Raw genomic sequence first — 14351 nt, forward strand, 5'->3', positions numbered from 1 at the left:
GCAAAGGCTGCAACCCTGATGAAAAGCCAAACCATCCGCCGCTGGTCGGCGATCCACACCTGGACCAGCCTGATCTGCACGCTGTTCCTGCTGCTGCTCGCCCTGACTGGCCTGCCGCTGATCTTCCACCACGAACTCGAACACCTGCTCGGTGATGCCCCGGAACTGCGCGAAATGCCTGCCGACACGCCGCATCTGGACCTGCAGCAACTGGTAATCAAGGCCGAGCAACACCGCCCCGGCGAGGTCATGCAGTATTTCGGTTTCGAGGATGACGAGCGCAACGGCGTGGTGGCGATCACCGCAGCCACCGCTGGCACCGAACCCAACGCCTCGCACACCTTCATGCTCGACGCCCGCACCGGCGAGGCGGTGGCCATGCCCGCCGCCAATGGCGGCTTGATGATGACTATCCTGCGCCTGCACGTGGACATGTTCGCCGGCCTTCCCGGCAAACTCCTGCTGGCCGCCATGGGCGTGCTGTTCGTCGTTGCCATCGTCTCGGGCACGGTGCTCTACGCTCCGTTCATGCGCCGCCTGCAGTTCGCCACGGTCCGCACCGATAAATCGCGGCGCCTGCGCTGGCTCGACCTGCACAAGCTGATCGGCGTTGTCACCCTGACCTGGGCGCTGGTGGTCGGTGTCACCGGGGTGATCAGCGCGCTGTCCGACCTGGTCATCGCGGCCTGGCGCAATGACAGCCTGGCGGCGATGGTTGCGCCCTATCGCGATGCCCCACCACTCACCGAACGCGCGCCTGCCACGCAGTTGCTGCAGATCGCCGAGCTGGCCGCGCCCGGCATGCGTGCAGACTTCATCGCCTTTCCCGGTACACGCTTTTCCAGCGAACACCACTACGCGGTGTTCATGAAAGGCGCGACACACCTGACCTCGCACTTGCTGACGCCGGTACTGATCGATGCCCGTACCCTGGAAGTCACCGCCATTGGCGATCGCCCCTGGTACATGGACGCCATGGGCCTGTCACAGCCGCTGCACTTCGGCGACTATGGCGGACGGCCAATGCAGATCCTCTGGGCGGTACTGGATGTGCTGACCATCGTCGTCCTGCTCAGTGGCCTGTACCTGTGGTGGGGCAAGCAGCGCAAGCCCCGCGAGGTGCGGACATGAGCCACCGCTCGCAAAGCACTCGCCGGATCTTCGCCTGGCCAACCGCCATCGCCCTCCTGAGCGCTGCAGGGCTGTTCGCGGCTCTGCTCGGGGATGGCGCCTGGGATGTGCTGTCCTGGGCGGGGCTGGGCATACCGGTACTACTTGGGGTGCGCGGCCTGTCGAGACGATGAGGTAATCGGCTAACGCGCCCACCGAGGCCTGGCACGCCAAGCTGGCCGCTCCATCACTACGGAGCGCAGCCAATGAGCCTGCAACATTTCCAAGCCTTCGATCAACAGCTGAGCGACCTGCTTGCGTCGCCGCCCCGGCCTGAGGCCTCGCAGCCCTGGCTCAAGGCACGCCAGCGGTATTTCGCAGACCTCGCCGAGTATTGGCTCGACACCGGCGTCACCGGCGAAAGTCGTAACGCACGACTGGTCAGCTTGCTACGCGCGCAACTGCTCGCACAGATCACCCTGCGCGTCGATGATCACACCCTCGGTTCGAACCACGCCGAGCTGCTCAAAACCAGCATAGAAATGCCGCTGCCCGGGCAACGCCAGCACCTGCCTCCTGCCGAGCGCCCACAAATCTACCGCCCACTGCTGGACATCGGCACCCCTCACTGGCGCGAGTACCTGCCCGGCGCCTTCGTCATTGTCGAAGGCGGCCCCGAGGGCAGCATGCCCGACCCTGCCGAGTCCAGCGACTACGCCTTGCTGTGCAGTCTGTCCCATGGCATCGAGGCGTTCGACGACCTGGCAGAACTGCACACCGAGCTGTGCGAGCGCATGGACGACCTGCAGCAGAGCAGGCCGCTGTTGCAGTTGATGGCCGGCGATGAACAGCGGGAGCTTGCGCGCAATGCCGAACGCCTGCGCTACGAATGGTTCAACGATGATCCGTTGCAGTTGCAGGTACAGGCCCTGATAGATAGCCAACATGCACGCCTGACCCAGGTCTGGGAAAACGCTGCCCAGACATCGCCAATCGACTGGCCGAACCTGACAGCCCAACTGGACACAGCAGCCGACCTGCTGCCGCTGGCCGACAGCAGGTCGGCCTTGCAGACACGCTATGCCCTGCTGCTGGAGAGAAACAGCCCCGCCTGGCTCAAGAACGCGTCGACACAAGGCCTGATCCATATCATGCAAACCATGCAGGAGCTGGTGATCGCCATCGACAAGGCTGCCGCGCCAGGCATTCTCAGTCACGATCAGTTCCTCGACCGTGAAGGCCTGAGTACATGGATTTGCGAACAACTGCGTTCAGCCATGCGCCAGCAGTATCAAATCGATGCCGACCCGCTTGATCTGCATGTCAGCGTGACGATGGCACGCCAGAGAGGGCCAGTCTTCCATCCCGGCCTCACTACCGGCTACATCCCCGCTGCCAGCCGCCCGCAGGTCGGCGACACTGTGGAGTTGGTGTCGCAGAGCTATCGCCTGGATCAGTTGGCCATGCTCAACGTCAGCTGGCTTGACGTCGACTACTGGCTGACAGCACGAGTGCACCGTACGGACGGCAGCCCCGTGACCGAGATCACCCCGGCGCAGATCAAGCAGATGGTTCGCGCCCTGGACGTTGGCGAGAGCTACAGCCGCTACCTGCGCACGCACCTGCTGGAGTCACCGACGGCCAAGTGGCGACGCGACAGTTATGCCGCCATCAGCAGAGCGCGCATGCGCGCCGAGGCGGCCAAGGCGCGATACGCCGGCCATTACCTGGAAGACCCTTTCGAACGCGGCTATCTGTGGACCAGTACCGTGCTCGACCATCCCGACAGCGAGCAGCGCAAGGCACTGAAGGTTACGCGCCTGAGCGTGCGACAGCTGTTGATAGACGGCCATACCGTACAAGGGGTCATGTTCGTCACCCCCGAGAACGCCGGCATGCAGCGCTTTCTGGTCTATACCCCGGATGCCCCGGATCGCCGCGCCTGGCGTGAGTATCGCAACGCTCGGCACATGCTGCGCTCGCTACGCGAGAGACCAGCTCTGCGTGACTATGTCAAAGACCGCATGCCATTGGCCAACCCGGCCAATGTCGAACGCTGGCTGTCCAAGGGCGGCTTGGGCTCACGGATAAGCCGTCCGGAAATCACCGGCGACTTTCAGCACGCACGCTATCGGGCCGAGGTCCACGCAGCACTCTCAGCGGTGGACGCGGCCACCAATACGAAACTGGAGCTGCTGGGCGATTTCAGCCTGCATGTGCTGTGGGTCATCCTCGACCTGCTCAGCCTGGTTCTGCCCAGCCGGGCCTTGGCAGTACTGTCGTTCGCCAGAGCCGCGATCTCGGTGCTCGACACCCACAAGGCGTACGTCGAAAGTGATCGCATCGGCATGCTGCGCTCGCTGGTCGATGCCTTCAGCTATGCCAGCGACGGCATCAACAGCGTCTCCGGTTCAACGGTGGTTCGCCGGGCAATTCGAGCCATGCCACCGACGCCGCCACTGTCACTCCCCCCGGCCATGGTCAGTGTGGTCAATACCAGCAAGCTTCGCTACCGAGTCGACGGCATCCACAAGGAGGGTATTTATGAACAGCCCTCACCCTATCCAGGATTGACCTTCTACTTCATCAAGGACAGCGCCGGCCAGAGTTACCAGGTCGCGTTCGACGGTTACCGCTGGCGAGTGGTCGATCCGCGCAAGCCGGACGCTTACACCAAGGTCCCGGTCAAGCGTCGCGAGGACGGCGAATGGGTCGTCGACTCCCCCGTGCTGTGGTATGACGGCCTGCCAGACCTGAAAGCATTGTTCGACACCTGTCGGCTCGCCGAAGTGCCTGCGGGGGAAAAACACGAAGATGCCGACGGGTTGTACCAAAGCGACCAAGGGCTTTACCTGCTTGCCGGTGGCCATGCCCTGCCGCTGCGCGCGCATCTGCTCAAGCACCACTACCGGCTGCTACTTGACGGGCAAAACCACGAAAGCCCCGCCTCGGCCATCTTGCGCTGGCAAGACAGACAATGGAGCCTTCGCGTGCGCCAGGCCGGTCGCAGCAGCGACTGGCTGACGCTGCCGCAGGCTTATTCGGTGAGCCGAGGCAGCAACTGATCGAGGCGCTGGTACAAGGCACTGCTGCTTGGCCAGTTGCGCAGCAAGCGCGCACGGTCACGTGCGTAGGCAGGAGCGAAGCTGAGCTGAGTGGCGTGCTGGGTCATGGCATCGAGGTCGATCAGCGACCACTGGCCGTTCTGCCAGAACAGGTTGTGGCCCTTGAAGTCACCATGGCTGATGCGTTCGGCAATCAGCCTCTGCATCAGTTTGACCAACGCCTGAACCTGTTCTTCAGGCACTTCGCCATTCTCGACGTAGGGCGCAAAACAGGCCGTGAGATCAGGACCGTCGGCGTATTCGGTCACCAGGTAGGCGGTGCTGCGCAACCCCATCACCCGTTGCTCGAGCACCGCTAGCGGGCGCGGCGTGGCGATGTCGAGAAACTCGAGGCGATGGCCTTCGATCCAGGAATGCCAGGCACGACTCGGGCGCCAGAAACGCTTGAACCAGTGGGCGGTGTTCTTGATGTTGTAGCGCTTGAGCACCAGCGTGCGGCCACCGGCCTCGATACGTGCCACGCTGGCAGCACCGCCGGTCTTGTACAGGTGGCCCTGCTCGATCAGCGTATCGGCCTGCTCCAGTACCGGCACCAGGGCAGACACCTCCTCGCGCCGGATCGCACGCAGGCCCGAGAGGCTTCGCTCGACGCTGAACAGCGTGCAGTCGCGCCCGGCTTTGTCCAGGTAGTCTTTCAAGCGCCAACTGCGCACCTTGTCGACCTGCTTCTGCAGGGCTTCGAGCGGCAGCGCATGCTCGCCATTGGCCAGCAGGTAATGCACCAGCGCCTCTTCGATGAACGGTTCCAGGCGCTTGGGCAACTGGGCGAACAATACCCCGAGGTTTTCCAGCACGCGCTGGCGCGACAGTTGCTGGCCCGGTGTTTCAGCCTTGATGCCGGCACCATCGATCAGGTACAGGTGGCCCTCGTGGCGCAGCAGGTTGTCCAGGTGCAGGTCTTCCTGCCACAGCCCTTTGGCGTGCATCTGCGCCACTGCGGTCAGCGCCTCGCCGAGCACCCCATGCTGCTCGTCCGCCAGCATCGGCAGATGCTCGACCTTGGCCCAGGCGTCACCCAGGTTTTCAGCGTTTTCAAGGAACTCGAACAGCAGCCAGCCACCCTCGCCATCCTTCAGGCCATCGGCCAGCAGTCGGGGCGTGATCAACCCCTGTGCAGCCATCAAGCGCGCGCCCTCCAGCTCACGCTGGAAATGGCGGGCGGCGCTGTTGCCGACCAGCAGTTTGGCCAGCACCGGCGTGCCGCGCCAGATACCGGCACCGACATAGCGCTGCCCTGGCAGTACGCGCAGCAGGCTGAGCAACTGCAGCTCGGCACTGCCGGCAGCGTCTTCGAGCGTCACGCTCAAGGGCAGGCTCGGGCTGCGCCCGGCATCCTTCAGTTCAGACAAGCGCATCAGCGGGCCTCTTTTTCACGACGGCGTTGCGTCAGGCGTTGCAGCCAGGTGCCGACCAGCGCGCTGTCGGCCGGCTGCGCCAGGTAGGCGGCGAGCAGGCGGCGCACGTCCGCCTCGCTCCAGGCACGGGCACGACGCAGCAAGGGCTCGAGGTCCTTGAGGCGGTCACGCATGCCGAACAGCAGTGGCCGGGTCTTTTCCAGGTCGATCAGCTGGGCCTGCCAGCCTTCGCGGCGTTCGCGCAGGAAAATATGCTTGGGATAGAAACAACCATGCACCTGGCCGGCGCCGTGCAGGGTACGCGCCAGCTCGCCACAGGCCGCGAGAATACCCTGGCGTCGGGATTCGGGCAGTTGCGGCCATTGACCGAGGAAACTCTCCAGGTCATTCCACTCGTCGAGCGCGCGGGTCATCAGGATCGCCCGATGCTGGCCGCCCTGCTTGCGCTCGCCATAGAACACCGCCTGCAGTGCTGGGATGTTGAGCTTTTCGTAGCGGCTGATATTGCGGAATTCGCGGGCGAAAGTGGGCTCGCCGAACGGCCGGTGCAGGGTACGCGTGAGGTAGTCGCTCTGGCGCTTGAGGTAGTAGCCCTTGCCCTCGAGTTCCAGGCGGAACACGCTGCTCCAGCCGCCGCGCCCGGTGTTGGGTTCGTCGACGGCATCCAGTTGCAGTGCCCACAGCGCCTCGAAGTCGTTCAGGCCATGGCGTTGCAGCAGCGCATGGTCGGCGCTGGCCAGGTAATCGGTCATTCCCTTCCCTCGAAGAAGCTCACCACCTGGCGAATCCGTCGCTTGTCACGGGCATTGAGCCGCGTGTGCCCGCGATATTGCAGGTAGAAGCGCAGGCGCTGGGTGGCCGAGAGGTGATATTTGGCGACCTTGTCCAGGCACGCCAGATCCTTGATAAGCCGGTGGCGGAGCATGAAGCCACGCCAGAAATCGCCCGTCGGGCAATCGATGAAGAACAGCGTCGCCTGATCATCCACCAGCAGGTTGCGCCACTTCAGGTCATTGTGGGCGAAGTGATGATCGTGCATGACCCGGGTATGGCGAGCCAGTTGACGACTGACGTGCTCGACCCATGTGCGATCAGCCAGGCGCGGATCGTTGCGCTCGGCCAGCGCCGAAAGGTCTTCGGTGCGCGGCAGCTCGCGGGTGATCATCGCCCCGCGGCCGAACGACAGCCCCTTGCGCTCCAGCCCCCAGGCCACCACTTCGGCGGTAGGAATGCCCCACTTGGCGAACTGCTTGAGGTTCTGCCATTCAGCCTTGATCCGTGGCCGTCCGAGGAAGCGACGCATGTGCTTGCCGGCACCGGTGTAGCGTTTGACGTAGTAGTTGACCCCATCGCGCTCGATGCGGATGACCTCGCTGAGCGGGTCACGGGTCAGGCGCTCGCCGTCGAGGGCGAACACCGCGTCGATACTGCCGAAGTCCGTCGCCAGGTGTTCGTAGCCCGGCGCCAGTGTCCAACCCGCCATCAGAGCGCATCCCCATAGCGTTGCTTGCGATCGTAGAGTTTCTGCGCCTTGCGTTCGAGCCAGGCGAGCAGTGCGGCTTCCTCGGCGAGCACCTGGCGCAGCGGGCGCTGGAAATAGCCCTTGAGGAAGCGCAGCTTGTCGCGACGCGTCAGGCCGATGTCCAGGGCCGAGAAATACAAGGCAGCCAGGTCCTTGTCGCGCCAGCGACGGGTGATTTTCGTACGGGTCTGTGCGCGGTGCAGGTCGATCACCGACAGTTTGAAGTCTTCAGGCGTCACGGGCCGGTCAGTGTGCAGCAGGAAATGGCAGATGTAGCAATCACGGTGGTTGACGCCTGCACGGTGCATGCCGCCGACCATCTTCGCCACCTCATCGATCAGCGCACGCTTGAGACGCGGCTCGGGGGGCTGCCTGAGCCAGTCGATGCTGAAGTCTTCCAGGCTGACGGTGGGGGCCAGCTCCTCGGTGACGATGAACGAATGCTGGGTGGCCGGGTTGCTGCCACGCTCGCCATAGGCGACGGCGGTCATGGTCGGCACGCCGACCTCCTGCAAGCGCTGGATCGCCAGCCATTCCTGGCCGGCACCGAGTACCGGAAGCTTGGCGCTGAACAGGTTCTTGAAAATCTCGCCCCAGCCGATGCCGCGGTGGATCTTGACGAAATAGCCCTCGCCCTCGACCTCGGTGCGCAAGGTTCGGCGCCCTTCGAGCTCACGGTATACCTCGCCCTGCAGGGCTTCGACGGCGTCGAAGGGATCGCGCCCGGCCCACAGGCGCTTGAACGGTTCGGCCAGCATCAGCTTCATGCGTGCTCCTGGCCGAGAATCACATCGGCGGCATGCTGCGGCATGCTGTAGAGATCGGCGCTGTCGGCAAAGGCCAGGCCGTTGCGCGCCCAATCGGCGCGGGCCTGGGGGTCTTCGAGCATGCGCTGCAGGTAGGCGTTGAGCTGCTCTTGCTCGAACGGCTCGTCGAGCACCAGACCGCTGTCGGCCTCGGCGATGTAATGGGCGTAGCCACAGACCTTGGATACCAGCACCGGCAAACCGGCGACCAGCGCTTCGAGCAGCACGGTGCCGGTATTTTCGTTGTAGGCCGGGTGGATCAGCAGGTCGGCGCCGAGCAGGAAGCGCGGGATGTCGCTGCGCCCCTTGAGGAACTGCACCTGGTCACCCAGGCCGAGCGTGGCGCTCTGCAACTGGAACACCTTCGGGTCGTCCTGGCCGATGACCATCAGCCGGGTGCGCTTGCGCAGGCTCGAAGGCAATGCGGCCAGGGCCTTGAGGCTGCGATCGACGCCCTTGGTCTTGAACCCCGAGCCAATCTGCACCAGCAACAGGTCGTCATCGTCCAGCGCGAACTCCTGGCGAAACGCGGCGCGAATCTCGGCCGCATTGGCCGGCGCCCGGCGATCCTGGGAGATGCCCGGTGGCAACAGGTGGAAACGCTCCACAGGGGTGTCGTAGTGCTTGATGAACAGCGGCTGTTGCACTTCAGAGATCATCAGGATCTCGGTGGCAGCCTCCTTGGCGAACACGGCACGCTCGTATTCGGCAAAATGCCGGTAGCGGCCCCAGCGACGATACAGGCCGCCGCGCAGGGTCTGTGCCTTGTCCTCGAAGCAGCCGTCGGCGGCATAGTAGACGTCCAGCCCCGGCATCTTGTTGAAGCCAATCAGACGGTCGACCGGGCGCTTGGCCAGGTCGGCGGCCATCCAGGCGCTGAGTTTTTCGTTGCGGCGGTGGTTGAACAGGGCCTTGACCGGCGCCACCAGCACTTCGAAGCCTGGGGGGATGTCACCTTCCCAGATGAGTGTATAGACGCGGATCTGATGCCCACGCTTCTGGCACTCCAGGGCGATGCGCATGAAATCGCGCTGCAATCCGCCGAAGGGGAAATATTTGTAAAGCACGAAAGCCAGTTGCATCAACGAACATCCTCAGCCAGCAGCAGCGCGCTCAAGCGGCCCGCCACATGCTCGGGATTCAGGCGAGTGAAGCACAGCGGCCACTCGCGTTTGAGATCGAACCGGCGCAGGTCCTCGGCGCTCGGTTTGTAGGTGCACTTCTTCTGCAGGCAAGGCGCACAGGGGAAGTTGCTGGCCTGGTGGATCTGGGCGCGTCCGTAGGCACCGGTCAGACCAGGATTGGTGGGGCCGAACAGCGAGATGGTCGGCACGTCCAGCGCTGCGGCCAGGTGGCCGAGGCCGGTGTCCACCGCCACGCAGGCCTTGGCCGCCGCGAGTATGCGAGCGACCCCTGCGAGGTTCAATTTGGGGAGTACCTGGCAGTTTTCCAAGCCTTGGGCGATGCGATCGGCACGAGCCTTCTCCGCAGGATTGCCCCAGGGCAGCACGACTTTCATCTTGCGCCGCCCCATGCGCTCGGCCAGCTCACGCCAGTAGGCTTCCGGCCAGTGCTTGGTGGCCCAGGTGGTGCCATGCAGGAACACCACGTAGGGGGCGGTCGGGGGCAATTGCAGACGGTTCAGGTCCAGGCCGTACTGGCCGATGCCTTCAGGCAGGTCGTAGGCCAGGGACAAGGCGAACAGCTGGCGTACCCGTTCCACCGCATGCTGGCCGACCGCTACCGACAGGCGACGGTCGTAGAAGCGGCTGGCCCAGCCTTCGCGCGCCGAATAGCGGTCGAGCCCGGCCACCGGCGCCTTGACGTAACGGGTCAGCCAAGCCGACTTGACCAGCCCTTGGGCATCGATCACCAGGTCGTACTTGCGCTCGCGCAGGCGCTGCTTGAACGCCTTCCACTCGCCGCTCTTGAGCGTTTGCCAGAGATTCTTGCGCCAGCGCCGGATAGCCACCGGGATCACCTGGTCGACTGCCGGATGCCAGCTCGGGATCTCGGCAAAGCCCTCCTCCACCACCCAGTCGAAACGAATGCCGGGGATGGCGTGGGCGGCGTCGGTCAGCGCCGGCAGGGTGTGGATCACATCGCCCAGCGACGAGGTCTTGATGATCAGTACCCGCACTTAGTCGACCTCGGCCACGGTATCGATCAGGTTCGGACCACCCAGGCTGTGCAGGGCGGCAATGACTTTTTCGGGCTCGAGCAGGCGCAGGCAATTGTAGTGACCGAAGCGGCAGGTGCGTTCGAAGCACGGGCTGCACTCGATACCGGTGCGCACCACCTCGACCTGGTCGGCCAGTGGCGGGGTGAAGCCCGGCGAGGTCGAACCATAGACCGCCACCAGCGGGCGGTTCAGCGCCGCCGCCACATGCATCAGGCCGGAATCGTTGGACACCACCGCATCGGCGCAGGACATCAGGTCGATGGCTTCGGCAAGCGAGGTCTCGCCGGCCAGGTTGACGGACTCTTCACGCAAGCCCGGAATCAGGCGGTCGCGGATCTGCTCGCCGACCGGATGATCGTTCTTCGAGCCGAACAGCCACACCTGCCAACCCTGGCGAATCATCGCGTCGGCAACGGCGGCATAATGCTCCGCCGGCCAGCGCTTGGCCTCGCCGAACTCGGCACCTGGGCACAACGCAAGCACCGGGCGATCCAGCTCCAGGCCGAACTTGGCCAGGGCGGCCTCGCGGCTCTGGTCTTCGATACGCAGGCTCGGGCGGGGATAGGGTTGTGGCAACTGGGCGCCCGGCTCATAGGCCAGGGCCATGAAGCGTTCGATCATCAACGGGTAGCGCGCCTTGTCGAGCTTGCGCACATCGTTGAGCAGCAGGTAGCGCATCTCGCCACGCCAGCCGGTGCGCTGGGGGATGCCGGCGAAATAAGGCACGAGTGCCGACTTGAGCGAGTTGGGTAAGAGGATCGCCTGGTCGTACTGGCCGGCCAGTGACTTGCCGATGCGCCGGCGCGTGGCCAGCTCCAGGGCACCGTGGCCGAGCGGGAAGCTCAAGGCCTGGCGCACCTCGGGCATGCGCTCGAGGATCGGCCGGCTCCACTCGGGGGCCAGCACGTCGATCACGTAGTCGGGGTGACGCTGTTTCAGGCACTGGAACAGGGTCTGCGCCATCACCATGTCGCCGACCCAGCTGGGTCCAATGATCAGTATTCTCATGCTTTATCCAGAAACATTCGGGGAGGCTGCAGGCTGCTCTACAACCTGGCCTCCCCTCTTTATATTCAGGCTATGTGGCGGACAGTGTACCACTGACATGCCTCATTCGCGGGCAAGCCCGGTCCCACAGGTACCACACAGACCTTGAGTGCTGTGGAGTACCTGCAGGAGCGAGCTTGCCCGCGAATGAAGCCAGCACGATAGTCAGCTCAAACCCAGCTCACCCCAGATCCGCCGCACCTCGCGGCGCTCATCGACAAGCTGCCCGGCATCGATCACCCCGGCCTGCTTCTGCAGTGCCTGGCGGTGGGAGGCGGAGCGGAAGGTCTTGTACACCTCGCGCAACAAAATCGCGTCTTCGGCGGGCATCAACCCGGCCTGCTCCAACTCTTCGAGGATGCGAATGTTATCGGTCCAGCGCAGCAGGGCCGGATGGTCGTGAGACCAGGCCAAAGCGGCGTATTGCACCATAAATTCGATATCCACGATACCACCGGCATCCTGCTTGACATCGAACGGCTGGCCGGGCTCGAAGGCGTTGTCGGCGGTACCGGCAACGGTGCTCTTGCTGCCCAGGCTGGCGCGCATCTTGGCGCGCATCTCGCTGACCTCCTGACGCAGCGCGTCGAGATCGCGGGCCTTGCCCAGCACGCCGGCACGTACCGCTTCGAAGGCACTGCCGACCTGCTTGCAGCCCACCAGCACACGCGCCCGCACCAGGGCCTGGTGTTCCCAGGTCCAGGCCTCGTTCTGCTGGTAGCGCTCGAAGGCCCCGAGCGAGCTGACCAACAGCCCCGACGCACCGGAGGGGCGCAGGCGCATGTCCACATCATAGAGCTGGCCGGAGTTGGTCTGGGTAGTCAGCAGGTGGATGATGCGCTGACCCAGGCGGGTGAAGAACTGCGCGCCGTCGATGGGCTTGGCGCCATCGGTCTCGGCGTTCGGGTCGCCGTCGTGGATGAATACGAGGTCCAGGTCCGAGCCATGTCCCAGTTCGATGCCGCCGACCTTGCCGTAGCCGACGATGATGAAACTTGGGTCGCACAGGGTGCCATCACTGCGCTTGGGCTGGCCATGACGGGCCACGGTCTGACGCCAGGCCAAGGCCAGCACCTGGTCGAGGATGGCCTCGGCCAGCCAGGTCAGGTAGTCGCTGACCTTCATCAAGGGCAGGTTGCCGCTGATTTCAGATGCCGCCACCCGCAAGCTGTGGGCCAGCTTGAAGTGACGCAGGGCCTCCATCTGCTGCTCCAGGTCGTCCTCGGGAATGCGCGTCAATCTCTCGCGCAGCTCCGACGCCAGCTCAGGCGCCAGCGGCGGGCTGAACAGGCGGCCTTCGTTGAGCAGTTCGTCGAGCAGCAGCGGGAAGCGCGTGATCTGCTCGGCGATCCAGGGGCTGGCGGCGCACAGGGTCAACAGACGGCGCAAGGCGCCTGGGTTTTCGGTCAGCAGCACCAGGTAAGCCGAACGCCGAGCCACCGCTTCCACCAAGGGGAGCACTCGCTCCAGCACCAGGTCAGGGTTCTGGTGCTCCACGGTCTGCGCTAGCAGGCGTGGAATGAAGGCGTCCAGACGCTCGCGGCCAATGCGCTGCATCGAACGCAGCGACGGGCTGGCACGCAAGGAGGCCAAACGACGCAGGGCCTCACCCGACTGCTTGAACCCGGCCTCTTCCAGTTGGCGACCGGCGGCCTCCTCGTCCTGCGCCTGCTCCCACAGCGGCGACCACTCGCCGCCCACTACCAGCTCGCCCTCGGCTTCCTCTTCATCTGGATCGGCGATCACCTGGCGGAAGTGCCAGTCGACCCGTCCGCGCCACTGCATCAGTTGGTCGTGGAACGCCTGCCAGTCGGCAAAGCCAAGGATGTAGGCGACCCGTTCGCGGTCGAGCTCCGAGTCCGGCAGCATCTGGGTCTGGCGGTCGGCGATGGCTTGGATCGCGTGCTCGGTGTAACGCAGGAACTGGTACCCATCACGCAGTTCGCTTACCACTGCCGGTGGCAGGTAACCCTGCCCCTCGAGCGTTGCCAGGACCTTGAGCAGCGGCCGCTGCTGCAGGCTCAGATCGCGCCCGCCGTGGATCAGCTGGAAGGCCTGGGCGATGAACTCGACCTCGCGGATGCCGCCGGCACCGAGCTTGATGTTCTCTGCCATGCCCTTGCGCCGCACTTCCTGCTGGATCAGCTGCTTCATGGTGCGCAGCGCCTCGATGGCAGAGAAATCCAGGTAGCGCCGATAGACGAACGGTCGCAGCATCTCCTGCAACTGCGCACCGGCCCCCTGGTCGCCCGCCACCACGCGGGCCTTGATCATCGCGTAGCGTTCCCAATCGCGCCCCTGATCCTGGTAGTACTGCTCCAGGGCATTGAACGAGAGCACCAACGCGCCGGCCGAGCCATAGGGGCGCAGGCGCATGTCGACGCGAAACACGAAACCGTCGACAGTGACCGGGTCCAGCGCCTTGATCAGGCGTTGCCCGAGGCGGGTGAAAAACTCCTGGTTATCCAGCGAGCGCTTGACCCCTTCGGTCTCGCCGCCTTCGGGGAAGGCGAAGATCAGGTCGATGTCCGACGACAGGTTGAGCTCCACCGCGCCCAGCTTGCCCATGCCCAGCACCACCATGTGCTGCGGCTGGCCAGTGCGGTTGCCGATCGGCGTGCCGAACTGCTGGCAATGGCGCGGGTACAGCCATTGATAGGCTTCGTCGATCGAGGCGTCGGCTAGCTCGGACAGGTCGCGGCAGGTCTCGCCCAGTTCGGCCTGGCGGGTGATGTCGCGCCAGATGATCCGCACCTGCTGGCGATTGCGCGCACGGCGCAAGTTGCGCGCCAGCTCGTCTTCGCTCTGGGCCGCGTCTGCGGCAGCTTTTATATGGGCACGCAACTGGCCGGGGCCATAGGGGCGATCCATTTCGCCGCTGGCGAGCAGCTCGAACAGCGTTGCCGGTTCGCGCTGCGCCTGCTCGAGGACGAAATCACTGGCTGCAGCCACCTGATCGAACTGCAGGCGATGCACCGCGTTCCAACTGTCTGGATCAAGATCCGGATGCGCCGCCAGCGCCTCCTGCAGGAATTGTCGGTTACGGGCGACCAGCGGTTGCAGGGCGCCAGGCAGATCGAGCGGCAAAGGCAGGCGCATGGTCTATCCTTGATCGGCGTGAATGAGAGGGGTGAGTGCAGGCGAAAGAGGGACGGACCGCGGTTGGACTGTCATACAAAAGTTGTAAATAGCTGAAAAACTCAA

General features: G+C 64.4%; 11 protein-coding genes. 3 read left to right on the top strand and 8 right to left on the bottom strand.

Going from position 1 to position 14351, the window contains the following annotated elements:
* The first annotated feature begins 18 nt into the window (after nt 1–18).
* The 3 genes from ACNFHO_RS08420 to ACNFHO_RS08430 all read left to right on the top strand — a co-directional run bounded on the left by ACNFHO_RS08420 (nt 19) and on the right by ACNFHO_RS08430 (nt 4175).
* Nucleotides 19–1131: a PepSY-associated TM helix domain-containing protein gene (locus ACNFHO_RS08420; protein WP_416765956.1), complete on the top strand. Its 1113-nt coding sequence runs from the start codon at nt 19–21 to the stop codon at nt 1129–1131.
* Nucleotides 1128–1304, top strand: a complete 177-nt coding sequence (locus tag ACNFHO_RS08425; RefSeq protein WP_172964795.1) for a hypothetical protein — start codon at nt 1128–1130, stop codon at nt 1302–1304. Before ACNFHO_RS08420 ends, ACNFHO_RS08425 begins: the two co-directional genes overlap by 4 nt.
* 72 nt (nt 1305–1376) lie before the next feature.
* Nucleotides 1377–4175, top strand: a complete 2799-nt coding sequence (locus tag ACNFHO_RS08430) for a dermonecrotic toxin domain-containing protein (RefSeq protein WP_416765958.1) — start codon at nt 1377–1379, stop codon at nt 4173–4175.
* On the opposite strand, the gene ACNFHO_RS08435 is transcribed toward ACNFHO_RS08430, so the two are convergent.
* From ACNFHO_RS08435 to glnE, 8 genes are all read right to left on the bottom strand, one after another.
* Nucleotides 4148–5590, bottom strand: a complete 1443-nt coding sequence (locus ACNFHO_RS08435) for a lipopolysaccharide kinase InaA family protein (RefSeq protein ID WP_416765959.1) — start codon at nt 5588–5590, stop codon at nt 4148–4150. The two genes, ACNFHO_RS08430 and ACNFHO_RS08435, sit on opposite strands and share 28 nt — an antisense overlap.
* Nucleotides 5590–6342 carry a lipopolysaccharide kinase InaA family protein gene (locus ACNFHO_RS08440; RefSeq protein ID WP_416765961.1) on the bottom strand — a complete coding sequence of 251 codons (753 nt, stop codon included), beginning with the start codon at nt 6340–6342 and terminating at the stop codon, nt 5590–5592. The genes ACNFHO_RS08435 and ACNFHO_RS08440 overlap by 1 nt, the downstream gene beginning before the upstream one ends.
* Entirely contained in the window at nt 6339–7073 is a 735-nt protein-coding gene (locus tag ACNFHO_RS08445; RefSeq protein ID WP_416765963.1) for a lipopolysaccharide kinase InaA family protein, read from the bottom strand. The genes ACNFHO_RS08440 and ACNFHO_RS08445 overlap by 4 nt, the downstream gene beginning before the upstream one ends.
* On the bottom strand, nt 7073–7879 hold the full coding sequence (gene rfaP / locus ACNFHO_RS08450) for a lipopolysaccharide core heptose(I) kinase RfaP (protein WP_054892169.1): 807 nt from the start codon (nt 7877–7879) through the stop codon (nt 7073–7075). Before rfaP ends, ACNFHO_RS08445 begins: the two co-directional genes overlap by 1 nt.
* Nucleotides 7876–9000 carry a glycosyltransferase family 4 protein gene (locus ACNFHO_RS08455; RefSeq protein ID WP_054892168.1) on the bottom strand — a complete coding sequence of 375 codons (1125 nt, stop codon included), beginning with the start codon at nt 8998–9000 and terminating at the stop codon, nt 7876–7878. Before ACNFHO_RS08455 ends, rfaP begins: the two co-directional genes overlap by 4 nt.
* Nucleotides 9000–10058 (bottom strand): lipopolysaccharide heptosyltransferase I, encoded by a 1059-nt coding sequence (waaC, locus tag ACNFHO_RS08460; RefSeq protein WP_054892167.1) that lies wholly within the window; start codon nt 10056–10058, stop codon nt 9000–9002. The genes ACNFHO_RS08455 and waaC overlap by 1 nt, the downstream gene beginning before the upstream one ends.
* Nucleotides 10059–11108, bottom strand: coding sequence for a lipopolysaccharide heptosyltransferase II (gene waaF / locus ACNFHO_RS08465; RefSeq protein ID WP_416765966.1), 1050 nt, complete (start codon nt 11106–11108; stop codon nt 10059–10061).
* A gap of 204 nt (nt 11109–11312) precedes the next feature.
* Entirely contained in the window at nt 11313–14246 is a 2934-nt protein-coding gene (glnE, locus tag ACNFHO_RS08470; protein ID WP_416765968.1) for a bifunctional [glutamate--ammonia ligase]-adenylyl-L-tyrosine phosphorylase/[glutamate--ammonia-ligase] adenylyltransferase, read from the bottom strand.
* Nucleotides 14247–14351: the final 105 nt, after the last annotated feature.

The sequence above is a fragment of the Pseudomonas sp. NY15374 genome (assembly GCF_048068255.1).
Taxonomy (GTDB): Bacteria; Pseudomonadota; Gammaproteobacteria; order Pseudomonadales; family Pseudomonadaceae; genus Aquipseudomonas; species Aquipseudomonas machongensis.